The following is a 25,334-nucleotide window of genomic DNA, read 5'->3' as shown; positions in this document are numbered from 1 at the left end:
GTTTACCTCGAAGCAGGTCGAACGTCAGGGTTTCACAGCTGAGCGGGCACAGGTATCCGCTCAGCCGACCTCTTGCATCAAGTACCCATGCAATTGCGCTTTTGACCCAGGGGCCGGCCCATGCACCTCCAGAAAATGCGCGATCTTGCGCCGCAGTATGCGCTCATCGACCCGCTCGGACAGGGAGGGATGCTCCTCGTCCAACCACCTGAGCAGGTTATCCAGCAGGCAGTCCATCGGGCCGCCGGCCAATTCTTTCAACAGCTCGGCCGGCACCTCCCACCAGGGGAACGTTCGGGGCGGCCGCTGAGCATTTCCCACTATCTCCAAGGCCCGACCATTGATCAGACAACGACTGATCGCCGGCAGTAGCTGTCCGGCATCGACTTTGTCGGACTGCAGGATAGGTTGCACGAAACGCCCATCCCAAAAACGGAAAAAAGTCGATTGGCGGCCAGGCAACAGAACCTGGGTGAGCCCACGCAAATGTTCAGCGAGGCCCTCCTGCCCCACCGAAGACACTGCCAACCAACCCCAATCGAGCGAGTCGGTCGTCTCGATCCATTGAAGAAATTCACTGTCTGCGGCGACTGCGCCTACATAGGGCATGACAGGCTCCCAGTCAGCGTAAGCCGTACCCGCCCAGATCGGACTGGGCACCAATGCCATCGAGCGTGCCCAGGCCGCCAATGGCTTGGCACTGCTGGCGTTGCTAAAGATGGCGAAGAGCTGCTCGGATGCTTGCAACGGCCGCTGTCGAAGCCAAGCGTGGGGCGACTGACCCGTACTCATGGACGCTCCTGAATATCAGCGGGCCTGGAAAACGCGGGCAACGGTGCGCAGACGCCGTCCTTGCACCGCTCACACTCTGCGCAAAACGGCGCCTGGCCTTGCAGGCTGAGGATTTGCGCCCACGACAGTGGAGCGGCCACGGCCGCGACAAGCCTCTCGGGATGTCCCGGCGCACCCGGCGCCGCTCTTGTAGCCGCCATCGGCCCACCCCCGACCCCGATGGGCACGCTGCTGGTAATCCCTCCCGCACCGATGTTGATCCAGTGGCCACCGGCCTGAATGGTCGCACTGGCACCGCCGTCCAGCACGATCTGCTGGCCAGCACTGACATGGAAATGCTGACTGGCAGTGAACGCCTGGCTGGTCACTCGAACGTGCCGTTCGCCAGTCACCACCAAGTGATCGTCCTGCCGGACTTCGACCTGGCGCCGCCCATGGGTGACACGCAACTCTTCGGCCTTGAGTTCATGCCGCGCCGTGCCGGAGACGACAACGCTGCGCTCATGATCGACCTGCACGCGCTGGTCATGGAGCACATGCTGGGTCCAGTTTCGCTGGGCCCGCAGGTAGATCTCCTCGGCACCCTTGCGATCCTCGATGCGCAGCTCGTTGTAACCACCGCCGCCAGGGCTGCTCTGGCTGCGCAATATGCTGCGGGTCTTATCCGCCGGCAGATCCAGCGGTAACGGGTTGGCACCGTTGGGCAAGCAACCCACCACCAGCGGCCTGTCCACATCACCGTCCATGAAACCCACCAGGACTTCCATGCCGACCCGGGGAATCATCACACTGCCATATCGATCATGGGCCCAGCCGGTGGCCACCCGCAGCCAGCAACTGGAATGTTCGTCACGCTTGCCGTCACGGTCCCAGATCATTTGCACCTTGACCCGACCGAACTCGTCGCAATGAATTTCGCTATCGACAGGCCCGCTCACCACCGCTGGCTGATAACCGTGGGCTGGAGGTTTCTCATGATGCAGCGGCGGACGAAAGAACACGTCCCACGGCGTCGCAAGAAAGGTATTGCTGTAGCCCTGGAATTCATCCGCGCCTTCCGTAACCGTATCCTCCAACACTTGCGGCTGGCGACCGCGGTGGGTGATCTGCGTCAGCAGCCACAGGTCGTTCCACTGCTCGCGCGGGTGTCCATCGATTGGCATGAAATGCCCACTGACGAGAGCACTTTGGTCGCTGCGCCCTTCGGCCAGGCGCAAATCCGCGCCATGACGCTCCAACGCACGCCGGGTCAGGTGCCGGCCATGTTCGCGGTCTGAAAAATGACCGGGGTAGCGATAGTCCTCCAGCACGGGTTGCTGCCGGCTGTCCAGGCTGGTTTGCAAGGACAGGCCAGGGTTGCGGAAATCGTAGTCGCACAGCGTCACCGCACTGGTCCGGGTCTGGAGTCGAACAGCCAGCCGCTTGATCGACGGCGCCCCGGCGGCCATGCCACTGCCCGGCAGATACAGCGTCGATTCGGGCAAACGGGGGAACACTGTCTGGTCGTCACCGAAAACCAGCAGATGGCCTTCAGGACTGTGACGGAAGTGGTAATGAATACCAGCCTCGGCACCGATGCGCTCGATGAATGCCAGATCACTTTCAGCGAATTGCACACAGTATTCCCGCTCGGGGTATTGCCCGCTGAGGCTGAACTGAAACGCATCGCCATGGATGCCATGGTCCTTCAAGACCCGCGCAATGATCGACGGCACGCTCAAATGCTGGAAAATCCGCCGGTTGATACGGTGACGCAGGTACGCCAGGCGCGGCACCAGACTGACCTGGTAACGGGTCAGGCGCTTGCCCGAATCGCCCTGGGCCACGCTGTAGACCTGACCGTGAATGCCACGCCCCTGATGATCGAAGGTCAGGTAGGCCTGGCGATGCAGCAGCGCTTCCAGTTCCAGGTCCGGTCGCTCACTTACCAGTTCCAGGTCAAAGCGATAGGGCTGGCTGATGGTTTCCCGGCCCGTGAACTCAAGTACCTTGAGTTCATTCAGCCCACTGTCGAGCGTCAGGGTGAAACGCGGTTGGTTGGCAGGCGCGAACATCCGATGTATCTCAGCAGAATGAAAGATGGGGGATTCTGCATGAGTCGCACGGAGAGTTGACGGGACGTCATGAAAAACAGATTTGCCTTACAAACAGGGAGATTACAGTCGCAAAAGCGCGGCGTATTTTCCGATAGACACGTTCTGCGTCGTGGCCGGCCGTCATACGAATGGCTCAGCAATTTCTTACACCATGACGGCCCTCGGTACTGCACGCGGGCGTGATAACGTGCCTTTGTCGCAAAAAGCAAAGGACGCCCCCATGACGGCTCGTTACGCAAAAATCGCAATGACCCTGGCACTCGCCGCATTCGCCTTCCTGACCGTGTTCAACAACGTCACGGACTACCGCTCCAATTTCAACTTCGTCCAGCACGTGCTGAGCATGGACACCACCTTCCCGGACAACGCCGCCCGTTACCGCGCCATCGCCCAGCCATGGATGTGGCATGGAGCCTACTGGCTGATCATTCTCGGCGAAGCGATCACGGCAGGGTTGTTGAGCTATGGCGCGCTGGAGTTGTGGCTGGCACGCAGAGCTGATAGCAAGGTTTTCACGCAGGCCAAACGCTGGGTCATCGCCGGCCTGACAATGGGCTTCTTCGTCTGGTTTTTTGGCTTCATGGTCGTCGGCGGCGAATGGTTTCTGATGTGGCAATCGGAAATCTGGAATGGCCAGGATGCCGCGTTCAGGTTCTACATGGCGATACTGGGTGTTTTGATCTTTCTCAATCAACCCGATGCCAGTCCAGACTGAGACCCAATAAAAAACGGCCCGTCTCCATTGGCGACGGGCCGTTTCTCGATACAGCTTTCAGCGAGCCATCGAGGCCTCGCCAAACAGGCTTACTGGTTCAGGCGGAAATCTTTTTCGGCCGCTTCGAAGCGCTGCAGCATGCCGGAGGTAGGCGTACCCATCTTGCTGACGAAATAGATGGCCAGGCTGGCGAAGATAAAGCCCGGAATGATTTCGTACAGGCCCAGCAGCTCGAAGTGCTTCCAGACGATAACGGTAATCGCACCCACCAGGATGCCGGCCAGTGCGCCGTTACGGGTCATGTTTTTCCAGATCACGGAGATCAGGACCACAGGACCGAATGCGGCACCGAAACCGGCCCAGGCGTAGCTCACCAGACCCAGTACACGGTTGCTCGGATTGGCCGCCAGGGCAATGGCGACCAGCGCCACCAGCAGCACCATGGCACGGCCGACCCAGACCAGTTCCACCTGGGATGCGCTCTTGCGCAGGAAAGTCTTGTAGAAGTCTTCGGTCAGGGCGCTGGAACACACCAGCAGTTGGCAGCTAAGAGTGCTCATCACCGCCGCCAGGATGGCCGACAGCAGGACACCGGCAACCCATGGGTTGAAGAGAATCTTCGCCAACTCGATGAACACGCGCTCAGGGTTTTCGGTCACGGCACCGGCAACTTCAGGGTGTGCCGAGAAGTACGCGATACCGAAGAAGCCAACGGCCACGGTACCGCCCAGGCACAGGATCATCCAGGTCATGGAGATGCGACGGGCCTTGGTGATGGACTTGACCGAGTCAGCCGCCATGAAGCGCGCCAGGATGTGCGGCTGGCCAAAATACCCCAGGCCCCAGCCCATCAGCGAGATGATGCCGATGAAGGTGGTGTTCTTCAGCATGTCGAACGACGTCGGGTCTTTCGCCTCGATGGCCAGGAACGTGGTGTCCACGCCGCCGGTGGCCAGCAACACGATGATCGGCGTCAGAATCAGCGCGAAGATCATCAGGGTGGCTTGTACCGTGTCAGTCCAGCTCACGGCCAGGAACCCACCCACGAAGGTATAGGCGATGGTCGCCGCTGCACCGGCCCACAGCGCGGTCTCGTAGGACATGCCGAAGGTGCTTTCGAACAGGCGGGCACCGGCCACGATGCCGGAAGCACAGTAGATGGTGAAGAACACCAGAATGACCACCGCAGAGATGATACGAAGCACACCGCTCTTGTCTTCGAAACGGCTGGCAAAGTAGTCCGGCAGCGTCAGAGCGTCGCCGTTATGCTCGGTCTGCACCCGCAGGCGACCAGCCACGAACAGCCAGTTCAGGTAGGCACCGATGATCAGGCCGATGGCGATCCAGCCTTCCGACAGGCCGGACATATAGATGGCACCGGGCAAGCCCATCAACAACCAGCCACTCATATCCGAGGCACCGGCGGATAATGCCGTCACGACGCTGCCCAGGCTGCGGCCGCCCAGGATGTAATCGGAAAGGTTGTTGGTGGAGCGATAAGCCATCAGACCGATCAGGACCATGGCTGCGATATAGATCACGAAGGTGATCAGGGTGGGATTACTAACACTCATGAGTTACGCCCTGGCTTTGTTTTTATGTAGCGGTGGCAGAGAAAGCGTCGACAACGCAGACGCGTGGCGACGATTTGCAGACCCGCGAATATATGACTGATGTTTCCCCAGGAAAGCCATCAGCCGATGCCCCTCGGCTTGGAACCGGTTGCACCTTGGCTGTGAATGCTATTCAACAAACGAAATAAGGTGCAACCAGTTTCGTTCAAATCAGTTGCACCTGATCGGTTTTCTTGAAAAAACCGGCTTTTTTGCTCCCTTTTAGTGCAGTCGATCAGGTCCGGCTAGAAGCCAAAGCACTAAGGCAGTGCGAGATAGACCTGCCACGTTTTTATTCCTGACGGACTGCCTGATATTTCGTCAAAAAAAGGGTTGCACCCGGTTGCACCTCAATCAGCTCGCAGCTAATCTTGCGCCAGCTGATGCCACGCCGTACGTGGTAAACATGAGGATAAAAATATGGCTACCACCACCCTTGGGGTCAAACTCGATGACCCGACCCGCGAACGCCTCAAGGCGGCCGCTACCTCGATTGATCGCACGCCTCACTGGCTGATCAAGCAGGCAATCTTCAATTACCTGGAGAAACTCGAGGGTGGTGCAACCCTGACCGAGCTGAACGGCTCGGTCCGCGCAGACGGCGACGACGCTGGCGATGTCCAGGTCGACCACGCCCACCAGTGCTTCCTGGAATTTGCCGAAAGCATCCTGCCGCAATCGGTGCTGCGCGCCTCCATCACCGCCGCCTACCGCCGCCCCGAGCCGGAAGTGGTGCCGATGCTGATCGAACAGGCTCGCCTGCCGGCCGAAATGGCTGAAGCCACCAACAAGCTGGCGGCGTCGATTGCAGAGAAACTGCGCAACCAGAAGAGTGCCGGCGGCCGTGCCGGTATTGTTCAGGGCCTGTTGCAGGAGTTCTCCCTGTCATCCCAGGAAGGCGTGGCGCTGATGTGCCTGGCCGAAGCACTGCTGCGTATCCCGGACAAAGGCACACGTGACGCGCTGATCCGCGACAAGATCAGCACCGGCAACTGGCAACCGCACCTGGGCAATAGCCCGTCGCTGTTCGTCAATGCCGCGACCTGGGGCCTGCTGCTGACCGGCAAGCTGGTCGCCACCCACAACGAAGCCGGCCTGACTTCCTCCCTGAGCCGTATCATTGGCAAAAGCGGCGAGCCGATGATCCGCAAGGGTGTCGACATGGCCATGCGCTTGATGGGCGAACAGTTCGTCACCGGCGAGACCATCGCCGAAGCCCTGGCCAACGCCAGCAAATTCGAGTCCAAGGGTTTCCGTTATTCCTACGACATGCTGGGTGAAGCCGCACTCACCGAGCATGACGCTCAGAAATACCTGGCCTCGTACGAACAAGCCATCCATTCCATCGGCAAAGCCTCCCATGGCCGTGGGATCTATGAAGGTCCAGGCATTTCCATCAAGCTTTCGGCCCTGCATCCGCGTTACAGCCGCGCCCAGTACGAACGCGTCATGGACGAGTTGTACCCGCGCCTGCTGTCGCTGACCCTGCTGGCCAAGCAATACGACATCGGCCTGAACATCGACGCCGAAGAAGCCGACCGTCTCGAGCTGTCCCTGGATCTGTTGGAGCGCCTGTGCTTCGAGCCGAAGCTGACCGGCTGGAACGGCATTGGCTTCGTGATCCAGGCGTACCAGAAGCGCTGCCCGTATGTGATCGACTATGTCATCGACCTGGCTCGCCGCAGCCGTCATCGCCTGATGATTCGCCTGGTAAAAGGCGCCTACTGGGACAGCGAGATCAAGCGCGCCCAGGTCGAGGGCCTGGAAGGCTATCCGGTGTATACCCGCAAGGTGTACACCGACGTTTCCTACATCGCTTGCGCACGCAAACTGCTGTCGGTGCCAGAAGTCATCTACCCGCAGTTCGCCACACACAACGCCCATACGCTGTCGGCCATCTATCACATCGCCGGTCAGAACTACTACCCGGGTCAGTATGAGTTCCAGTGCCTGCACGGCATGGGTGAACCGCTGTACGAACAGGTTGTAGGAAAGGTCTCCGAAGGCAAGCTGAACCGTCCGTGCCGCGTGTACGCCCCGGTCGGTACCCACGAAACGCTGCTGGCCTACCTGGTTCGTCGCTTGCTGGAAAACGGCGCCAACACCTCGTTCGTCAACCGCATCGCCGACCAGTCGATTTCCATTCAGGAACTGGTGGCCGACCCGGTTGCCAGCATCGAACAGATGGCGACCCTGGAAGGCGGTTTCGGCCTGCCGCACCCACGCATTCCACTGCCGCGCGACCTGTACGGCAGCGAACGCGCCAACTCCAGCGGCATCGACATGGCCAACGAACATCGCCTGGCCTCGCTGTCCTGCGCCCTGCTGGCAACAGCCCATAACGAATGGAAAGCCGCACCGATCCTCGGTTGCGCCGCCAGCGAAGAAACCCCGGCACCGGTGCTGAATCCATCCGACCACCGCGACGTGGTCGGCCACGTGCAGGAAGCCACGGTTGCAGACGTCGACAACGCCATCCAGTGCGCCCTCAACGCCGCACCGATCTGGCAAGCCACACCACCGGCAGAGCGCGCTGCGATTCTCGAGCGTGCCGCCGATCTGATGGAAGGCGAGATCCAGCCACTGATGGGCCTGCTGGCCCGTGAAGCCGGCAAAACCTTCGCCAATGCCATCGCCGAGGTCCGTGAGGCGGTGGACTTCCTGCGCTACTACGCGGTGCAGGCGCGCAACGACTTCACCAACGATGCCCACCGCCCGCTGGGCCCTGTGGTCTGCATCAGCCCGTGGAACTTCCCCTTGGCAATCTTCAGCGGCCAGGTCGCCGCCGCGCTGGCCGCCGGCAACCCGGTACTGGCCAAGCCGGCTGAACAAACGCCGCTGGTTGCCGCCCAAGCCGTACGCCTGATGATCGAGGCCGGCATTCCGGAAGGTGTGCTGCAGCTGCTGCCGGGCCGTGGCGAAACCGTCGGTGCCCGATTGGTGGGCGACGAGCGGGTCAAAGGCGTGATGTTCACCGGTTCCACCGAAGTCGCCCGACTGCTGCAACGCAACATCGCCGGTCGCCTGGACAACCAGGGTCGCCCGATCCCGCTGATCGCGGAAACCGGCGGCCAGAACGCCATGATCGTTGACTCCTCGGCCCTGACCGAACAAGTGGTGATCGACGTAGTGTCGTCGGCCTTCGACAGCGCCGGTCAGCGTTGCTCGGCCTTGCGGGTCCTGTGCTTGCAGGAAGATTCCGCGGACCGTGTCATCGAAATGCTCAAGGGCGCCATGGCCGAATCGCGCCTGGGCAATCCTGAGCGCCTCTCCGTCGACATCGGCCCAGTAATCGATGCCGAAGCCAAGGCCGGCATCGAGAAGCACATCCAGGCCATGCGCGACAAAGGTCGCACCGTGTACCAGATGGCAATCGCCGACAGCGACGAGTGCAAGCGCGGCACGTTCGTGATGCCGACCCTCATCGAACTGGAAAGCTTCGATGAGTTGCAACGCGAAATCTTTGGTCCGGTGCTGCACGTGGTGCGCTACAAGCGCAAAGAGCTCGACCAGTTGATCAACCAGATCAACGCCTCCGGCTATGGCTTGACTCTGGGTGTGCATACCCGCATCGACGAGACTATCGCCAAGGTGATCGACAACGTCCATGCCGGCAACGTCTACGTGAACCGCAACATTGTCGGTGCCGTGGTCGGTGTACAGCCATTCGGTGGCGAAGGCCTGTCGGGCACCGGTCCGAAGGCCGGTGGTCCGCTGTACCTGTACCGTTTACTGTCGACACGTCCTACCGATGCGATCCAGCAATCCTTCGTCCGTAGCGACGCCGCCAGCGCACCGGACGTGCGCTTGCGCGAAGCCATGAGCAAACCGCTGACCGCCCTGCAAGCCTGGGCCGACAGCCAGAAGCTCGCCGAACTGAGCACCCTGTGCGTGCAGTTCGCGGCCCAGTCCCAGAGTGGTATCACCCGCCAGTTGACCGGCCCGACCGGCGAACGTAACAGCTACGCCATCCTGCCACGCGAACATGTACTGTGCCTGGCCGACGTGGAAGGCGATCTGTTGACGCAACTGGCCGCCGTACTGGCCGTGGGTGGCTCGGCCGTATGGCCGGAAACCGACACGAGCAAGGCCTTGTTCGTCCGTTTGCCGAAGGATATTCAGTCACGCATCCAGCGGGTTTCCGACTGGACCAAGGACGATGTGGTGTACGACGCGGTCCTGCATCACGGCGACTCGGATCAACTGCGCAGCGTTTGCCAGCAAGTGGCCAAGCGTGCCGGCGCCATCGTCGGGGTCCATGGCTTGTCCCAGGGCGAAACCGGCATTGCGCTGGAACGCCTGGTGATCGAGCGGGCATTGAGCGTCAACACCGCTGCGGCGGGTGGTAACGCCAGCCTGATGACCATCGGTTAACGCCTTAGGCTGGGCAGCCGCAATGGTTGCCCAGCCTGCACAGCCTTGTGTGGGAGCCTGCTCGCGATAGCGTAGTCACATCAAAAACAGATGTGACTGACAAACCGTCATCGCGAGCAGGCTCCCACATTGATTAGCGTCGGCCTCACCTCTCCATCACTGCCATCAATCATCCTGTTCAGCCTCTATTCCCGGTTCTAGACTCGGCCCCATTCCAAAGAAAGGTAGGCCGCCATGTCCGAGACGTTGCTCAGTTCCCGTAATCTGGCTTTCGAGCTGTATGAAGTCCTCGATGCCGAGGGCCTGACCCAGCGCGAGCGGTTCGCCGAGCACAATCGCGAAACCTTCGATGCGGCCATCGGCACGGCCCGCAGCATCGCCGAGAGATACTTCGCGCCGCACAACCGCAAGAATGATGAAAACGAACCACGCTACGAAGACGGCCAGGCCATCCTCATTCCAGAAGTGAAACCGGCCGTGGACGCCTTCCTCGAGGCTGGCTTTCTCAACGCCGCGCGCAGTTTCGAGGCGGGAGGCATGCAACTGCCCACGTTGCTGTCCCAGGCCTGCTTCGCACATTTTCAATCCGCCAACGCCGCTTCGACTTCCTACCCATTCCTGACCATGGGCGCCGCGAACCTGATCGAGAGCTTCGGCGACGAAGAGCAGAAACGCCGCTTCCTGCAGCCGATGATCGAGGGTCGCTTCTTCGGCACCATGGCTCTGACCGAACCCCATGCGGGCTCTTCGCTATCGGATATTCGTACACGCGCAGAGCCGGCGTCCGACGGCACCTATCGACTCAAGGGCAACAAAATCTTCATTTCCGGAGGCGATCATCCACTGTCGGAAAACATCGTGCACATGGTCCTGGCGAAACTGCCGGACGCACCGCCCGGCGTTAAGGGCATCTCACTGTTTATCGTGCCCAAGTTCCTGGTCAACGATGACGGCAGCCTCGGCCAACGTAACGACGTGCTCCTGGCCGGGCTGTTCCACAAGATGGGCTGGCGCGGAACCACCTCCACGGCGCTGAACTTTGGTGACAATGGTGAGTGTGTCGGTTACCTCGTAGGAAAACCGCACCACGGGTTGAGCTACATGTTCCAGATGATGAACGAGGCTCGGATCGGCGTCGGCATGGGCGCGGTGATGCTGGGTTACGCCGGCTATCTGTATTCCCTCGACTATGCCCGTGAACGCCCACAGGGGCGGGTTCCCGACAGCAAGGACCCGACCACAGCTCCCGTGGCGATCATCCAGCACGCCGACGTGCGCCGCATGCTGCTGACCCAGAAAGCCTACGTTGAAGGCTCGTTCGACCTGGGCCTGTATGCGGCGCGGCTGTTCGACGACACCACCACCCTTGAAAGCGAAGCCGAGCGTCGACGGGCCCATGAACTGCTGGACTTGCTGACCCCGATCGTCAAATCCTGGCCCTCGGAGTTCTGCCTGAAGGCCAACGAACTGGCGATCCAGATTCTCGGCGGCCATGGTTACACCCGCGAGTACCCGGTCGAGCAGTATTACCGCGACAATCGCCTGAACCCGATCCACGAAGGCACCCACGGCATCCAGTCCCTGGACCTGTTGGGACGCAAACTGGCGCAGAACGGCGGCGCCGGGCTCAAGCAACTGATCCGCCTGGTAGCCGACACCACCGAACGCGCCCAGGCGCATGCATCATTGACGCCCTTGCGTCAGCCACTGGAAGCCCTGGTGGCGCGCCTGCAATCGGTCACCCTCGGCCTGCTGACGGACCTGGCCCAAGGCAAAGTCAACAGCAGCCTCGCCAATTCGGCGCTGTACCTCAAGGTGTTCGGTCATATGGTGATCGGCTGGCGCTGGCTGGAGCAGGCCATCCGTGCCGAGGAAGGCCTCGCCAGGGGCAATGCAGCCGATAGCGACTTCTATAACGGCAAGTTGCAGGCGGCGCGGTATTTTCTGACGTGGGAAGTGCCCGGTTGTCATCATGAGCTCGCGCTGCTGGAGGCACGGGATGACACGTGCCTGGAGATGCGGGACGAGTGGTTCTGAGCCGGATCGGTCTATCTCTTGCGGCTATACCCAGCCCCTCTGTGGGAGCGAGCCTGCTCGCGATGGCAGCCTTACAGCCGACCTACATCTGTGGGAATGGTCGGACAACCCTGCCGAATATTCCGACGACCCTAGGCGGTTGTCGGGAGGGAAGGGTTCTCGCTAATCTTTTTCCGTCGTTGTAATTGGATCGGCTTACATGAAAGGCAGGGGCGGTTGTCAGGACGCCTTCGCGAGCAGGCCCGCTCCCACATAGGCATCTGCGTGCCTCCTCTCAGCTCAACTTGAAGCCTCCCATCTGCCGAGCCAAATCATCCGCCAGGCGCTGCAAGGTCTGGCAATCCTCGCGACAAGCCCTGACTTCCCCAGCCGTAGCCCGAGCCAGATCAGAAATCCCCTGTACATTGCGGTTGATCTCCTCAGTCACCGCCGACTGCTCCTCAGTAGCCGTCGCCACCTGATGATTCATGTCGCTGATGCGCTCGACCTGCCCAGTGATCGCCGTCAGCGAAACACCGGTGCGCTGGCTCGACTCCACCCCGGTCCCCGTAGCCGCTTGCCCGATGTGCATGGACGACACCGCATTTTCCGCCCCTTGCTTGAGGCTACCGATGATCTGCTGGATTTCGTCAGTGGAAGTCTGGGTCCGTCGCGCCAGGGTACGGACTTCATCGGCCACTACGGCAAAGCCTCGTCCCATGTCACCGGCGCGGGCGGCTTCGATGGCGGCGTTCAGTGCCAGCAGGTTGGTCTGCTCAGAAATACCGCGAATCACCGCCAGCACCTGATCAATGGACGCCACCTGATCCGCCAGCTCGCCCACGGCCGCTGCCGCAACGCCTATTTCATCGGACATGCTCTCAATATGCCGAATCGAACCACCTACCACCTCCCGGGCCTGCTGTGCTTCATCCCGGGCGGTTTGAGACGCAACAGCGGCGTTGCCCGCATTCTGGGCGATTTCCTGCACTGTCAGGCCCATTTCGTGGACGGCAGTAGCAACCATGTCCGTCATCTCCTGCTGCCGACCGGAGCGCTGGGCAGTGTTGTCCACCACAAGGGCTACCTGGCCGACAGCGGTACGCAGGCGCTCGCTGGTGGTGAGCACTTCGCCGATCATGTCTCGCTGGCGTTCCAGGAAGCGATTGAAGCCTCGCGCCAGGTCACCCAGCTCATCGACGCGACTGGAATCTAACCGGTGAGTCAAATCTCCACCACCGCTACCGATAGCAACCAGCGCCGCTGTTACTTGGCGAATCGGGCGGATCAATCCGCGAGCCAGCAGCACCACCAGGAGCAGGCATATAAACGCCACGCCCAGACCGATAAAACAGCTCATCCACATGGCACGACGGGCCTCGGCATAGATCTGCGACTGGGGCACTTCGGCCACCAGGGTCCAGCCCAGGTCACGCAGCGGCAGACTCAGGGCGAGAAACTCTTCGCCGTCGCGCACGAATGCGCTGCTGGAAAGACCCTTCTGCCCCATGACGGCTTGGGCAGCGGGGGCACCGATCTGTTCGGCCAACTGACGCTTGCCACTGAACCGTGCTTCGGGATGTACCTGGATCAGGCCGTCGGATCGCACCAGATAGACTTTTCCGCGCTCGCCAAAGCTGAAATCGTGGATCAACTGCGACAGCTCCTTGAGCCGCAGACCAAGCCCGGCAATGCCGACGACCTTGCCGGCCTGTTCGACCTTGAGGTCGATAAACAACGTCAACTCGCCCGTGGCGGTGTCATTGTCGATATTGAGGGTTCGCGCTTGATTGCCATCCAGGAAGGAATAGAACCACGCATCGGAAGGGTTGCTGCGGGTGAGGGTCCGATCCAGGCCTTTTTCCGTGTAATAGCGACCGGAATCGGCACCTGCAATCAACGCAGTAAAGGCGTTATGCCCCGCGCGGATGCCCTCCAGGTAACGCACGAAGCCGGCAGTGGCCGCGCTGTCTTCGCCCCCAGCCAGCCACTCCTTCACCATGCTGTTGCTGGCGATGTCCTTGGCGGCCGTCAGCGGCTGGACCAGAATTCGCTCGATGTCATTGCGCGTCGCTTCGATGCTCGACGGCAATGCCTGCTCCACGAGGTACTGCTGGGCAAGGCGATTGACCACGAGGGTATAAACGCCAACCACGATGAGAATACTCACCAGCAGGGCGGTGCCCATGCCCAGAATCAACTGCCACTGAATACTGCGTCGCCAGAACCACATGAAGCACCCCCAGGGAATTAAGATGCTGAAAACGCTGCAACAGCCGTGCCGATTGTATACAACCCTATCGACAATCTATTTCCTGGGTGTACTCACATTATTTTTCAGGCTTGCTGGATAGTCCTGGAAATGACGTCGACCGTGGCGCTGACCTGCTCCTGATATCGGTCGAGCTCTGCCTGGTGCTGCTTCTGCATTTCCATCTGCTGGGAGCAAAGGTTCATTGCCGCCAACACCAGCAGACGATCGCCGATCAGCGTCGGGTATTTTCTCTTGGTATCGGCCAAGGCAGCCTTGAGCATTGCAGCGGCGTCCAGCAGGGCCTGTTCCTGCCCGGCCGGCGCTTTGATCGAATAGTCCTCTCCCAGGATCGAAACGACCGTCACCCCGTCAGCGCCGTGCTTCATGCGCTGACAGGACCGGTGCTGGCCCGCTCGATCAATACCTGGATACGAGCGGCGGTAGCACCATGGAGTTCTTCCTGTTCCATCAGGCTCAGTTGCAGGCTTTCATTTTCATCCTTGGCCCTGGCAAGTTCCGCGCTCAGGGTTTCGGTCAGGCCGGTGAGGTGGCGATTCTGTTGCACCAGGTCATTGACCAGTTGCTCCAGCTGGCTGAGGGATGTTTCCAACATATTGATTTCCAGGCTTTTTCAAGGGGCGCGTACGATAAAGAAAAGTCACCGCCGATGCCATGGCTAGCAGGGCGACGATGCTTCGCTGGCGAGCTGTAGAGACTGCGGATGGGCAATCTGGTTCCTGCCCTTCGTCGCCCGGTAATGTCGCTTTGCGTCAAAAGCATGCAGCCGCCTCAAGACTTCAGTCCCATGACCGATAAGTCATTGGTCATCAGTCAAAGCCCGCACGGACGCGCCTCTTCCCGGAACCTTCCATGTCCCTACGTAATATGAATATCGCGCCGCGGGCGTTCCTGGGGTTTGCCCTGATCGGCGCCCTGATGCTGGCGCTTGGGGTGTTCGCCCTGACCCAGATGAGCAAAATCCGCAGCTCCGGCGAAAACATCGTCGAGAACAGCGTGCCCAGCATCCAGGCCCTGGATGAATTCACCCAGCTTACCCTGCGCCTGCGCGTATTGTCTTATCGCTTGCTGGTTAATCGCGAGCCGGATATCCAACAGAAAACCTTCGAGCTGTTCGAACAACGCAACCAGCAGATCCGCGCGGCCCAGGCCGCCTACGAAAAACTCATCAGCGCCCCTGAAGAGCGGGCCGCTTATGACCAATATGTGCAGCTGCTGGGGCAGTACCGACAGCTCGAAGAGCGGATGAAGACGCTGTCACGCAACAATCAAGTCGATGAATTGCGCACACTGCTCAACACTGAGCTACTGAGTAATTCCGACGCCATCAACGTAGTCATCAACCGGCTGATGGAGATCAACAATCAGCAAGCCGAAGCGCTCAACCAAGGTGCGACGCAACAGTACTCGACCGCTTTCAACTGGGTCGTCGCCCTGCTGGTCATCGCTACCGGCCTGACCCTGCTCTTCGCCTGGCTGCTGACCAACAGCATCACCCAACCCATTGGCAGCGCCCTGAACGCCGCCGAGGAAATTGCCAAGGGCAACCTGACCCGACCGATCACCGTGGATGGCAACGACGAAGCCGGTCGCCTGCTGCGGGCGATGGCGACCATGCAGGAAAAACTGCGCGACACCTTGCAGCGGATTTCCGGCTCAGCCACCCAATTGGCTTCCGCCGCCGAAGAACTCAACAGCGTCACCGACGAAAGCGCTCGTGGCCTGACCCAGCAGAACAACGAAATCGAACAGGCCGCCACCGCGGTCAACGAAATGACCAGTGCCGTGGAAGAAGTGGCGCGCAATGCGGTCAGCACGTCCGAAGCGTCGAAACACGCCACCACGTCCGTGGGCGATGGACGGGACCTTGTGCAGGAAACCGTCAGTGCCATCGAGCGCATGAGCGCTGATGTGCAAGGCACCGCCACGCTGATCGGCAACCTGGCCGACGAGTCCCGCGACATCGGCAAAGTGCTGGACGTGATCCGCGGCCTGGCGGACCAGACCAACCTGCTGGCCCTGAACGCCGCCATCGAAGCCGCCCGTGCCGGTGAAGCCGGTCGCGGCTTTGCGGTGGTAGCGGATGAAGTGCGCGCCCTGGCACATCGCACTCAGCAGTCGACCAGCGAGATCGAGCGCATGATCGGCAGCATCCAGAGCGGCACCGAACAGGCCGTGGACTCGATGCGCCACAGCACCGAACGTGCCGAGTCGACGCTGAACATCGCCCGCGGCGCCGGCATGTCCCTGGACACCATCAACACCGCCGTCGTCGAAATCAACGAACGCAACCTGGTGATCGCCAGCGCCGCCGAAGAACAGGCCCAGGTGGCTCGTGAAGTGGACCGCAACCTGGTGAACATCCGCGACCTGTCGGTGCAATCGGCCACCGGCGCCAACCAGACCAGCGCCGCCAGTGCCGAACTGTCGCGCCTGGCGGTGGACTTGAACAGCATGGTGGGGCGCTTCAGCCTCTGACATGTTCGCGTTGCGGGCTTTGCTCTCTTCTGTGGGAGCAAGGCTTGCCCGCGATGAAGGCACCACGCTTCCTGGGCCCTGCTTCGGCCTCATCGCGGGCAAGCCTTGCTCCCACCGCAGCGAAAAATCTCCGCCCCCTGAAGGCAAGCCAAACCTTTTTTGACAGCATCACATTTCAACAGGTTAGAATCGCTGGCACGCAGACTGCATGGTCAGTCCGTGCCCGTCTTTCAGTTTTTCCGGAGTACTGCCTTTGACTGCGACGACCATCAACAGCCTGTTCTTGATCGGCGCGTTGCTGGTGGGTGCGAGCATCCTGGTCAGTTCTCTTTCGTCCCGCCTGGGCATCCCGATCCTGGTGATCATCCTGGCCGTGGGCATGGCCGCCGGTGTCGATGGTGCCGGTATTCTTTTCGACAACTACGCCACGGCCTATCTGGTCGGTAACCTCGCGCTGGCCGTCATTCTGTTGGACGGTGGCTTGCGTACCCGGGTTTCGAGTTTCCGGGTGGCCCTGTGGCCGGCGCTGTCGCTGGCAACGGTCGGGGTGCTGATCACCACCGGGTTGACCGGCCTGGCGGCGGCGTGGCTGTTCAATCTGAACCTGATCCAGGGTCTGTTGATCGGCGCCATTGTCGGCTCGACCGATGCCGCGGCAGTGTTCTCGCTGCTAGGCGGCAAAGGCCTGAACGAGCGGGTCAGCGCCAGCCTCGAGATCGAGTCCGGCAGCAACGACCCCATGGCGGTGTTCCTGACCGTGACCTTGATCGGCATGCTCGCCAGCGGCCAGACCGACCTGGAATGGAACCTGGTGGGGCATCTGGTGCGTGAGTTCGGCAGCGGTGCCGTGCTCGGCCTGGGCGGTGGCTGGCTGATGTTGCAACTGGTCAACCGGATCAACCTGGCCAACGGCCTCTACCCCATTCTCGTCATCAGCGGCGGCCTGGCCGTGTTCGCTCTCACTAATGCATTGCACGGCAGCGGTTTCCTGGCGGTGTATCTGTGCGGCCTGGTCATCGGCAATCGCCCGGTGCGCAGTCGCCACGGCATCCTGCACATGCTCGATGGCATGGCCTGGCTGGCGCAGATCGGCATGTTCCTGGTGCTGGGCCTGCTGGTGACGCCCCATGACCTGTTGCCGATCGCCCTGCCCGCCCTGGGCCTCGCGTTGTGGATGATCCTGTTCGCACGGCCGCTGTCGGTCATCGTCGGCCTGCTGCCCTTCAAGGCCTTCCATGGTCGCGAGAAGGCCTTCATCTCCTGGGTCGGCCTGCGTGGCGCGGTGCCGATCATCCTGGCGGTGTTCCCGCTGATGGCCGGCCTGCCCCACGCCCAGCTCTATTTCAACCTGGCGTTCTTCATCGTGCTGGTGTCGTTGCTGGTCCAGGGCACGAGCCTGCCCTGGGTTGCCAAGCTGCTGCACGTCACCGTCCCGCCGGAGCCCTTGCCGATTTCCCGGGCAGCGCTGGAGGTTCATGTCACCAGCGAGTGGGAGCTGTTCATTTATCGCCTCGGAGCGGAAAAATGGTGCATCGGTTCGCCCCTGCGAGACCTGAAAATGCCCGATGGCACCCGTATCGCGGCGCTGTTTCGTGGCCAGCAACTGCTCCATCCGTCGGGTAGTACGGTGCTGGAAACCGATGATCTGCTCTGCGTGATCGGCCATGAACATGACCTGCCGGCCCTTGGAAAACTCTTCAGCCAGGCGCCGCAACGGGGCCTGGATCTGCGCTTCTTCGGTGACTTCGTACTCGAAGGAGACGCCCAACTGGCCGCGGTTGCCGCCCTGTACGGCCTGCAACTGGACGGCATCGATCCGGACATGTCCCTGGGCCGCTTCATTGCCCAGAAAGTCGGTGGCGCACCGGTGGTCGGCGACCAGGTGGACTGGAACAACACCTTGTGGACCGTCGCGGTCATGGACGGGAACAAGATCGGCAAAGTGGGCGTCAGATTCCCCGAAGGAAGTCGCCCGGGTCCCGGCTTGTTCCTCTAAACTGCTCCCATTCTTTAATTTGCTCGTCCGGTCTCTATGCCTACCCTGCGCTCCCTCTTCGCCATCGCCCTGCTGGGCCTGAGTCTTTCCGTCTGCACGCTGCAGGCTGCTGAACCGCCTACCAGCGACTCGGTGCAGGCCAGCCTGGACAAGATTGCCGACCGCAAACTGCCGGAAGCCGACCAGAAAGCCTTGCAAGCCGTGTTGCAGGATACCTTGGCCCAGCTCGCCAGCAAGGCCGACTACGAACGCAAGCTCCTCGCCCTCAAGCAACAGTTGGCCAGCGCGCCGAAACAGAACATCGAAAACCAGCGGGAGCTGGCAAAGCTCAAGAACACCGCCGTGGTACCCGTGGCGCAGCGCTATGCCAACCTGCCGATTTCCCAGCTCGAGCAAATGCTGACGGAACGCTCTACCCAACAGAGCGACCTGCAAAAAGCCCTCGCCGACGCCAATAGCCTGATCATCACCGCCCAGACCCGCCCCGAGCGGGCCCAGGCCGAAATCGCCAGCAGCCAGACCCGCATCCAGCAGATCAACTCCATCCTCAAGGCAGGCAGGGACGCCGGCAAACCCCTGAGCGCCGAACAGCGCGACCAGCTCAACGCCGAACTGGCAGCCCTGAACGCGTTGATCCCGTTGCGCCGCCAGGAACTGGCCGGCAACAGTCAACTGCAGGACCTGGGCAACGGCCAGCACGACTTGTTGATGGAAAAAATTTCCCGCATGGAGCAGGAAATCCAGGACCTGCAGAACCTGATCAACCAGAAACGCCTGGCCCAATCCCAGGAGACGGTGACCCAGCAGTCCATCGAAGTCCAGAAGGCCGGCGGCAGCAGCCTGCTGGCAACCGAAAGCGCGACCAACCTGAAGCTCTCCGACTACCTGCTCAAAAGTACCGACCGCCTCAACGAGGTGACCCAGCAGAACCTGCAGACCAAGCAGCTGCTGGACAGCGTCACCCAGACCGACGCAGCCCTGGATGAACAGATCAGTGTGCTCAAAGGCAGCCTGTTGCTCTCCAAGATCCTCTATAAGCAGCGCCAGACCCTGCCGCGCCTGAAGCTGGACCAGAACCTCGCAGACCAGATCGCGGACATCCGCCTGTACCAGTTCGAAGTCAGCCAGCAACGGGAGCTGCTGAACAATCCGAGCGCCTATGTGGACAGCCTGTTGGCGTCCCAGCCGTCGGAGCAGGTCACGCCGCAGCTGCGCAAGACCTTGCTGGACCTGGCCCTGACCCGCGTCGACCTGCTGGAACGCCTGAGCCGCGAGTTGAGCGCGGTGCTCAACGAATCCATCACCCTGCAACTCAATCAGAAACAATTGCTCAGCACTGCGCAAAACCTGCGGGCGACACTCGAAGAGCAGATGTTCTGGATCCCCAGCAACAAACCGCTGGATTTCGAATGGATGCGAGGTGTGCCGGCTCGCCTGGAAAAGCAGGTCGACTCGTTGCCCTGGACCTCGAGCCTCAGTGAACTGGCCGACGGCCTGACACAGCGGCCGCTGCTGTTCCTGCCCCTGGCTCTGCTGATCGGTGCATTGCTGTGGCGGCGCAAGCATCTCTATGCACGGTTGAGCAAAGTTCACCAGGACGTGGGCCACTTCAAGCGCGACAGCCAGTGGCACACACCCCAGGCGATCCTGATCAACATCCTGTTGGCGATGCCGGTTGCCCTGGCACTGGCCCTGTGTGGTTTTGCCTTGCAAATCGATGCCCGCGGCCAGAACGCCAACCTCGGCGCGGCGCTGTTGCAGATCGGCCAAGCCTGGCTGGTGTTCTATACCGCCTATCGCATTCTGGCTCCCGGCGGCGTGGCTGAGTTGCATTTCCGCTGGGAAAAACCGCAAGTCGAGTTCCTTCAGGGCTGGATCCGTCGGCTCGGGCTGGTGGTACTGGCGCTGGTAGCCGTGGTGGCGGTGGCCGAGTTGCAGCCTTCGACACTGGCCGACGACGTGTTGGGCATGCCAGTGGTACTGACCTGTTATGCCTTGATGGCCTGGCTGCTCAGCCGCCTGTTGCTCAGCAGCCCGACCCACCGCAATGCCTCCCTGTTCCGCAAGGCCGTCGGGGTTATTTTCACCGCACTGCCCATCGCGCTGTTCGTGGCGGTGTGCTTCGGCTACTACTACACCGCGCTGAAGCTCAGCGACCGGCTGATCAATACCCTGTACCTGCTGATGTTCTGGCTGGTGATCGAGGCCACCTTCGTTCGCGGCCTGTCGGTCGCGGCCCGGCGCCTGGCCTACCAGCGCGCCCTGGCCAAGCGCCAGGCGGCCAAGGAAGCCGGCGATGGTGAAGCCGTGGTCGAGGAGCCGACCCTGGATATCGAGAAGGTCAACGAGCAGTCCCTGCGCCTGATCCGCCTGGCCCTGCTGGGCGGCTTCATCGCCGCGCTTTACTGGGTCTGGTCGGACCTGATCAGCGTATTCTCGTACCTGGACAACATCACCCTCTACGAATACACCAGCGGCACCGGCGTCAACATGAGCATGGTGCCCATCAGCATCGGCGACTTGCTCGGTGCGCTGATCATCATCGGCATCACCTTCGCCCTGGCGCGCAACCTGCCAGGCCTCCTGGAAGTGTTCGTCCTGTCGAAACTGAACCTGGCCCAGGGCAGCGCCTATGCCACCACCACGCTGCTGTCCTACGTGATCGCCGGCGTCGGCTTCGTCACCACCCTATCCACCCTGGGCGTGAGTTGGGACAAGTTGCAGTGGTTGGTGGCCGCGCTATCGGTGGGCCTGGGCTTCGGCATGCAGGAAATCTTCGCCAACTTCATTTCCGGGATCATGATCCTGTTCGAGCGCCCGGTACGGATCGGCGACACCATTACCATCGGCAACCTGTCGGGCACCGTCAGCAAGATCCGCATCCGCGCGACCACCATCACCGACTTCGACCGCAAGGACATCATCGTCCCGAACAAAACCTTCATCACCGGGCAGTTGATCAACTGGTCGTTGACCGACACCGTCACCCGGGTAACCCTGAAACTCGGCGTGGACTACGGCTCGGACCTGGATCGGGTGCGGGAGCTGCTGCTCAAGGCCGCCCGCGACAACCCACGGGTGCTGAAGGAACCGGAACCGATCGTGTATTTCCTGAACTTCGGGGAAAGCACCCTGGATCACGAGTTGCGCATGCATGTGCGCGATCTCGGCGACCGCAACCCGGTGCTGGACGAGATCAACCGCTTCATCAACCGTGAGTTCAAGAAGGAGCACATCAACATCGCCTTCCGGCAGTTGGAAGTCCACCTGAAGAACGTCAACGACCAGGAATACAAGCTGGTGCCCGCCGAACCCGACAAGAAAAACATCGCGCCCGTACCCTCGACCGCAGCCAGCATCAAGCCGGTGCCAGAGCCGCCGCAAGACACACTCGACTGATGCGCGGTGCCCCGGGCATCGCGCCGGAGACGGCCATGAAAACGCTGGAAACCTTGTCATTCGATAACCGCTTCGCCCGCCTGGGTGACGGTTTTTCGGCCCATGTGTTGCCCGAACCCATCGACAACCCACGGCTGGTGGTCGCCAGCCCGGCCGCGATGGCGCTGTTGGACCTGGAGCCGGCCGAAGCCCAGGCACCGCTGTTCGCCGAGCTGTTCGGCGGACATAAGTTGTGGGCCGAAACCGAGCCTCGGGCGATGGTGTATTCCGGACATCAATTCGGCCACTACAACCCGCAACTCGGTGATGGCCGAGGCTTGCTGTTGGGCGAGGTGTACAACGAAGCCGGCGAACACTGGGACCTTCACCTCAAGGGAGCGGGCCAGACGCCGTTCTCACGCATGGGCGACGGACGGGCCGTGTTGCGCTCCTCGATCCGCGAGTTCCTGGCATCCGAAGCGCTTCACGCCTTGGGGATCCCCACCACCCGTGCCTTGTGCGTGATCGGTTCGGACACCCCGGTGTGGCGCGAAAAGCAGGAGCGCGCCGCCATGGTGCTCCGCATGGCACCGAGCCATGTGCGTTTCGGTCATTTCGAGTATTTCTATTACACCAAGAAACCCGAGCTGCATGCCGCGCTCGCCGAGCACGTACTGAACCTGCATTTCGCCGAATGCCGTGAACAGCCGGAACCGTATCTGGCGATGTTCCGCGAAATCGTCGAGCGCAACGCCGAACTCATTGCTAAATGGCAGGCCTATGGCTTCTGCCATGGCGTGATGAACACCGACAACATGTCGATTCTGGGCATCACCTTCGATTTCGGGCCGTTTGCCTTCCTCGATGACTTCGACGCCAACTTCATCTGCAACCACTCCGATGACCAGGGTCGCTATTCCTTCAGCAACCAGGTGCCCATCGGGCAGTGGAACCTCAGTGCCCTGGCCCAGGCCCTGACGCCGTTCATCAGCGTAGAAGCCCTGCGCGAGACATTGGGCTTGTACCTGCCGCTTTACCAGGCCCATTACCTGGACCTGATGCGCCGTCGCCTCGGCCTGACCACAGCGGAGGACGATGACCAGAAACTGGTGGAGCGCCTGCTGCAACTGATGCAGAACAGCGGCGTCGACTACAGTCTGTTCTTCCGCCGGTTGGGTGATCAGTCGCCTGAACAAGCCGTCGCCAGGCTGCGGGACGACTTTGTCGACCTCATGGGTTTCGACGCCTGGGGCGCGCTCTATATCGCTCGCGTCGGCCGTGAAGGCAGCGTCGATCAAGAGCAGCGCCGGATCCGTATGCACGCGGTGAACCCCTTGTACGTACTGCGCAACTATCTGGCACAGAACGCCATCGATGCCGCCGAATCAGGCGACTACGAAGAGGTCCGCCGCCTGCACAAGGTGCTGAGCCGTCCGTTCGAGGAGCAACCGGGCATGGACAGCTATGCGCAACGGCCGCCGGAGTGGGGCAAGCATCTGGAGATCAGTTGCTCGTCGTGACCCAGCTCAATAGCTGGAATCGGCTTTCAGCCAAACGCTCCTTTGTGCCGAGGGGATTTATCCCCTCGTCACAAAAGCTGTCTCACCCGACCTTATCGTTCCCCTGCTCAGGCGTCTCGATTCCCGGCTCTGCCTCGGTGGCATCCTTGTCAGTTGGCTTGGCCGGCGTTTTTTTCTCGGGATAGCCGGGCAGGCCGCGGGCGTCTTCGGGGGTCAGTTCGTCTCGTTCGTGACGGCGATCAATGGCATAGGCGGGAGCGGCGTTCGGGTCTTCGTCGCGACCGGCGGTGCCGAGCACCCAGCCGTCGTCATTGGGGTTGTCCTGCGGTGCGTGCGTGACAGGTTCTCGAGGATGGCTCATGGGACCTCCTTGGGTTGCGAACAGATGCGTTGTGGTCTTTTTGAGGCCATCGAAGGGCGTCAGTGCGGCGCATCTGATGAATGGCAACCTTGATAAACCGCCTCGGCGACACCAGATCAACATCATGACCGACTTATGGAGCTCACCATGTCTGACCCGATGCTGATCCCCTGCCCTCATTGCAACGGGCTCAATCGCATACCTGCCGAACGTCTGGCCGACCAGCCCAAGTGTGGGCGCTGCAAAGCTCCGGTGTTATTGGGCAAGCCGTTCGAACTCAAACAGGCCGACTATTCCAGCCAGGTCAAGGGCGACCTGCCGTTGCTGGTGGATGTGTGGGCGGACTGGTGCGGCCCCTGCAAATCCTTTGCGCCGGTGTTCGAACAGGCCGCCGCACAACTGACCGGCAAATGCCGACTGGCCAAACTCGACAGCGAAGCCAATCCGCAACTGTCGGCGCAATTGGGAATTCGTTCGATCCCCAGCCTGATCCTGTTCAAGAATGGCAAGGAAATCGCGCGGCAAAGCGGAGCGTTACCCTTGCCGCAGCTGATGAGCTGGTTGCGCAGCCAGGGGATCTGACGCTACTCCATTGTGGGAGCGAGCCTGCTCGCGATGCGCAGACACATTCAACATCGATGTGCCTGTCAGTCCGCTATCGCGAGCAGGCTCGCTCCCACATGGCGGCAGAGGTGGATCAGGCGTTTTCCAACAACCCATGCAACTCCACGAACTGCTGGGTCAGCTTGTGCCGTGCATCCAGATGAATCAGCGGCAGGCTGGCCTGGTGGGATTCACGCATGCGCACCGAGCTGCTCAGGTACACCGGCAGTACCGGCAAGCCCTCGGCGATCAGTTCGTCGAGCATCTGCTGCGGCAGGCTGGCCCGGGCCTGGAACTGGTTGACCACGATGCCTTCGATCTCCAGGCCCTCATTGTGGTCTTCCTTGAGCTCTTCTATTTCCGCCAGCAGGCCATACAACGCCTGGCGGGAAAAACTGTCGCAATCGAAGGGGATCAATACCCGATCAGCCGCAATCAGCGCTGAAACCGCATAGAAATTCAGGGCTGGTGGCGTATCCAGGTAGATCCGGTCGTAATCCTCGTCCAATTCTTCGAGCAATTTGCGCAGCTTGTTGATCTTGTGCTTGGCCTCAAGCTTGGGCTGCAGATCCGTCAGCTCGGCAGTGGCGGTGATGACATGCAGGTTATCGAACGGCGTTTCGTAGATATCGACCTTGTTCTTCTTCGAAAAGGGCCCGGACGACAGGGTTTGCTTGAAGAAGTCGGCAATGCCCATAGGGATGTCGTCGCCGGTGAGACCGGTCAGGTATTGAGTGGAATTGGCCTGTGCGTCCAGGTCCACCAACAACGTGCGATACCCTTCGCTGGCGCTGACCGCCGCCAGGTTGCAGGCGATGCTGGACTTGCCCACGCCACCTTTCTGATTGAATACCACGCGCCGCATGTCAAAACCTCCGTGTATCAAAGATTCCCGAGTGTAGTAGGCGATGACACCGCTTCGCTACCTTCGGCATGGATGGACTACAGCGTTAGTGGCTTTTTCCGGCAAAGAAGCGTCAATTCGCGCGAAGGATGACGGAAGCAGCCGACAGACAGGTTCGTCACGATCTCGATAATGAGCTGGCCGAGCCGGGACGAACCCACCGTCAGGTTTTCCCGTTTTAATGTAACCATTGTTTGCTACAAGCCAACGGCACCG

The 25,334-nt window shown here is 61.0% G+C and carries 16 protein-coding genes and 2 pseudogenes; 9 read left to right on the top strand and 9 right to left on the bottom strand.

The window, feature by feature from the left end; genetic code table 11:
• Window positions 1-60: 60 nt before the first annotated feature.
• Together AD665_RS19630 and AD665_RS19625 are read right to left on the bottom strand one after the other, a co-directional pair.
• Window positions 61-792 carry a DUF4123 domain-containing protein gene (locus AD665_RS19630; RefSeq protein ID WP_053193248.1) on the bottom strand — a complete coding sequence of 244 codons (732 nt, stop codon included), beginning with the start codon at window positions 790-792 and terminating at the stop codon, window positions 61-63.
• On the bottom strand, window positions 789-2,846 hold the full coding sequence (locus AD665_RS19625) for a type VI secretion system Vgr family protein (protein ID WP_053193245.1): 2,058 nt from the start codon (window positions 2,844-2,846) through the stop codon (window positions 789-791). The genes AD665_RS19630 and AD665_RS19625 overlap by 4 nt, the downstream gene beginning before the upstream one ends.
• A 262-nt stretch (window positions 2,847-3,108) precedes the next feature.
• Between AD665_RS19625 and AD665_RS19620 the strand changes: the two genes are divergently transcribed.
• On the top strand, window positions 3,109-3,603 hold the full coding sequence (locus AD665_RS19620; protein ID WP_024779849.1) for a DUF2165 family protein: 495 nt from the start codon (window positions 3,109-3,111) through the stop codon (window positions 3,601-3,603).
• Between the two features lie 89 nt (window positions 3,604-3,692).
• Here AD665_RS19620 and putP read toward each other — a convergent pair whose 3' ends face one another.
• Window positions 3,693-5,177, bottom strand: coding sequence for a sodium/proline symporter PutP (putP, locus tag AD665_RS19615; RefSeq protein WP_024779850.1), 1,485 nt, complete (start codon window positions 5,175-5,177; stop codon window positions 3,693-3,695).
• A gap of 459 nt (window positions 5,178-5,636) precedes the next feature.
• Between putP and putA the strand changes: the two genes are divergently transcribed.
• Together putA and AD665_RS19605 are read left to right on the top strand one after the other, a co-directional pair.
• Window positions 5,637-9,590 (top strand): trifunctional transcriptional regulator/proline dehydrogenase/L-glutamate gamma-semialdehyde dehydrogenase, encoded by a 3,954-nt coding sequence (gene putA, locus AD665_RS19610; protein ID WP_024779851.1) that lies wholly within the window; start codon window positions 5,637-5,639, stop codon window positions 9,588-9,590.
• Between the two features lie 234 nt (window positions 9,591-9,824).
• Window positions 9,825-11,627, top strand: a complete 1,803-nt coding sequence (locus tag AD665_RS19605; protein WP_053193243.1) for an acyl-CoA dehydrogenase — start codon at window positions 9,825-9,827, stop codon at window positions 11,625-11,627.
• A 274-nt stretch (window positions 11,628-11,901) separates the two neighbouring features.
• On the opposite strand, the gene AD665_RS28225 is transcribed toward AD665_RS19605, so the two are convergent.
• The 4 genes and pseudogenes from AD665_RS28225 to AD665_RS19590 all read right to left on the bottom strand — a co-directional run bounded on the left by AD665_RS28225 (window position 11,902) and on the right by AD665_RS19590 (window position 14,473).
• Window positions 11,902-12,633, bottom strand: a complete 732-nt coding sequence (locus AD665_RS28225; protein ID WP_425311654.1) for a methyl-accepting chemotaxis protein — start codon at window positions 12,631-12,633, stop codon at window positions 11,902-11,904.
• Window positions 12,634-12,762: 129 nt separating this feature from the next.
• A pseudogene (locus AD665_RS28220) lies at window positions 12,763-13,794 on the bottom strand (cache domain-containing sensor histidine kinase); the annotation flags it as partial.
• 149 nt (window positions 13,795-13,943) lie between these two features.
• Window positions 13,944-14,246, bottom strand: coding sequence for a cell division protein ZapA (locus tag AD665_RS19595; protein WP_024779854.1), 303 nt, complete (start codon window positions 14,244-14,246; stop codon window positions 13,944-13,946).
• The gene (locus AD665_RS19590; RefSeq protein WP_053193238.1) at window positions 14,243-14,473 is read right to left on the bottom strand and encodes a hypothetical protein; all 231 of its coding nucleotides are present in this window, start codon (window positions 14,471-14,473) and stop codon (window positions 14,243-14,245) included. Before AD665_RS19590 ends, AD665_RS19595 begins: the two co-directional genes overlap by 4 nt.
• Window positions 14,474-14,730: 257 nt before the next feature.
• On the opposite strand from AD665_RS19590, the pseudogene AD665_RS28215 reads away from it, so the two are divergent.
• From AD665_RS28215 to selO, 5 genes and pseudogenes are all read left to right on the top strand, one after another.
• Window positions 14,731-15,453 (top strand): annotated as a pseudogene (locus AD665_RS28215) (MCP four helix bundle domain-containing protein); the annotation flags it as partial.
• Between the two features lie 30 nt (window positions 15,454-15,483).
• Window positions 15,484-16,356, top strand: coding sequence for a methyl-accepting chemotaxis protein (locus AD665_RS28210; protein ID WP_392396950.1), 873 nt, complete (start codon window positions 15,484-15,486; stop codon window positions 16,354-16,356).
• Between the two features lie 253 nt (window positions 16,357-16,609).
• On the top strand, window positions 16,610-18,352 hold the full coding sequence (locus AD665_RS19580) for a potassium/proton antiporter (protein ID WP_024779857.1): 1,743 nt from the start codon (window positions 16,610-16,612) through the stop codon (window positions 18,350-18,352).
• Window positions 18,353-18,388: 36 nt separating this feature from the next.
• Window positions 18,389-21,751, top strand: coding sequence for a mechanosensitive channel MscK (mscK, locus tag AD665_RS19575; RefSeq protein WP_024779858.1), 3,363 nt, complete (start codon window positions 18,389-18,391; stop codon window positions 21,749-21,751).
• A gap of 35 nt (window positions 21,752-21,786) precedes the next feature.
• Window positions 21,787-23,250, top strand: coding sequence for a protein adenylyltransferase SelO (gene selO / locus AD665_RS19570; RefSeq protein WP_053193400.1), 1,464 nt, complete (start codon window positions 21,787-21,789; stop codon window positions 23,248-23,250).
• 82 nt (window positions 23,251-23,332) lie between these two features.
• On the opposite strand, the gene AD665_RS19565 is transcribed toward selO, so the two are convergent.
• The gene (locus AD665_RS19565) at window positions 23,333-23,611 is read right to left on the bottom strand and encodes a hypothetical protein (protein ID WP_024779860.1); all 279 of its coding nucleotides are present in this window, start codon (window positions 23,609-23,611) and stop codon (window positions 23,333-23,335) included.
• 147 nt (window positions 23,612-23,758) lie between these two features.
• On the opposite strand from AD665_RS19565, the gene trxC reads away from it, so the two are divergent.
• Window positions 23,759-24,193, top strand: a complete 435-nt coding sequence (trxC, locus tag AD665_RS19560; RefSeq protein ID WP_053193236.1) for a thioredoxin TrxC — start codon at window positions 23,759-23,761, stop codon at window positions 24,191-24,193.
• A gap of 115 nt (window positions 24,194-24,308) precedes the next feature.
• Here the strand turns inward: trxC and AD665_RS19555 are convergent, their stop codons facing one another.
• The gene (locus AD665_RS19555) at window positions 24,309-25,079 is read right to left on the bottom strand and encodes a ParA family protein (RefSeq protein WP_053193234.1); all 771 of its coding nucleotides are present in this window, start codon (window positions 25,077-25,079) and stop codon (window positions 24,309-24,311) included.
• Window positions 25,080-25,334: the final 255 nt, after the last annotated feature.

The sequence above is a fragment of the Pseudomonas corrugata genome (assembly GCF_001269905.1).
In the GTDB taxonomy this organism is placed as follows: domain Bacteria; phylum Pseudomonadota; class Gammaproteobacteria; order Pseudomonadales; family Pseudomonadaceae; genus Aquipseudomonas; species Aquipseudomonas corrugata.
The sequence above is the reverse complement of the archived record's forward strand: the minus strand, read 5'-3'. Positions and strand labels throughout refer to the sequence as shown.

Coding starts and splice junctions, on each gene's coding strand:
- AD665_RS19605 (WP_053193243.1), top strand. CDS start 9,825: ATGTCCGAGACGTTGCTCAGTTCCCGTAATCTGGCTTTCGAGCTGTAT.
- putP (WP_024779850.1), bottom strand. CDS start 5,177: ATGAGTGTTAGTAATCCCACCCTGATCACCTTCGTGATCTATATCGCA.
- AD665_RS28225 (WP_425311654.1), bottom strand. CDS start 12,633: ATGGTTGCTACTGCCGTCCACGAAATGGGCCTGACAGTGCAGGAAATC.
- AD665_RS19625 (WP_053193245.1), bottom strand. CDS start 2,846: ATGTTCGCGCCTGCCAACCAACCGCGTTTCACCCTGACGCTCGACAGT.
- AD665_RS19620 (WP_024779849.1), top strand. CDS start 3,109: ATGACGGCTCGTTACGCAAAAATCGCAATGACCCTGGCACTCGCCGCA.
- AD665_RS19595 (WP_024779854.1), bottom strand. CDS start 14,246: ATGAAGCACGGCGCTGACGGGGTGACGGTCGTTTCGATCCTGGGAGAG.
- AD665_RS28210 (WP_392396950.1), top strand. CDS start 15,484: ATGGCGACCATGCAGGAAAAACTGCGCGACACCTTGCAGCGGATTTCC.
- mscK (WP_024779858.1), top strand. CDS start 18,389: ATGCCTACCCTGCGCTCCCTCTTCGCCATCGCCCTGCTGGGCCTGAGT.
- trxC (WP_053193236.1), top strand. CDS start 23,759: ATGTCTGACCCGATGCTGATCCCCTGCCCTCATTGCAACGGGCTCAAT.
- selO (WP_053193400.1), top strand. CDS start 21,787: ATGAAAACGCTGGAAACCTTGTCATTCGATAACCGCTTCGCCCGCCTG.
- AD665_RS19565 (WP_024779860.1), bottom strand. CDS start 23,611: ATGAGCCATCCTCGAGAACCTGTCACGCACGCACCGCAGGACAACCCC.
- AD665_RS19590 (WP_053193238.1), bottom strand. CDS start 14,473: ATGTTGGAAACATCCCTCAGCCAGCTGGAGCAACTGGTCAATGACCTG.
- putA (WP_024779851.1), top strand. CDS start 5,637: ATGGCTACCACCACCCTTGGGGTCAAACTCGATGACCCGACCCGCGAA.
- AD665_RS19630 (WP_053193248.1), bottom strand. CDS start 792: ATGAGTACGGGTCAGTCGCCCCACGCTTGGCTTCGACAGCGGCCGTTG.
- AD665_RS19555 (WP_053193234.1), bottom strand. CDS start 25,079: ATGCGGCGCGTGGTATTCAATCAGAAAGGTGGCGTGGGCAAGTCCAGC.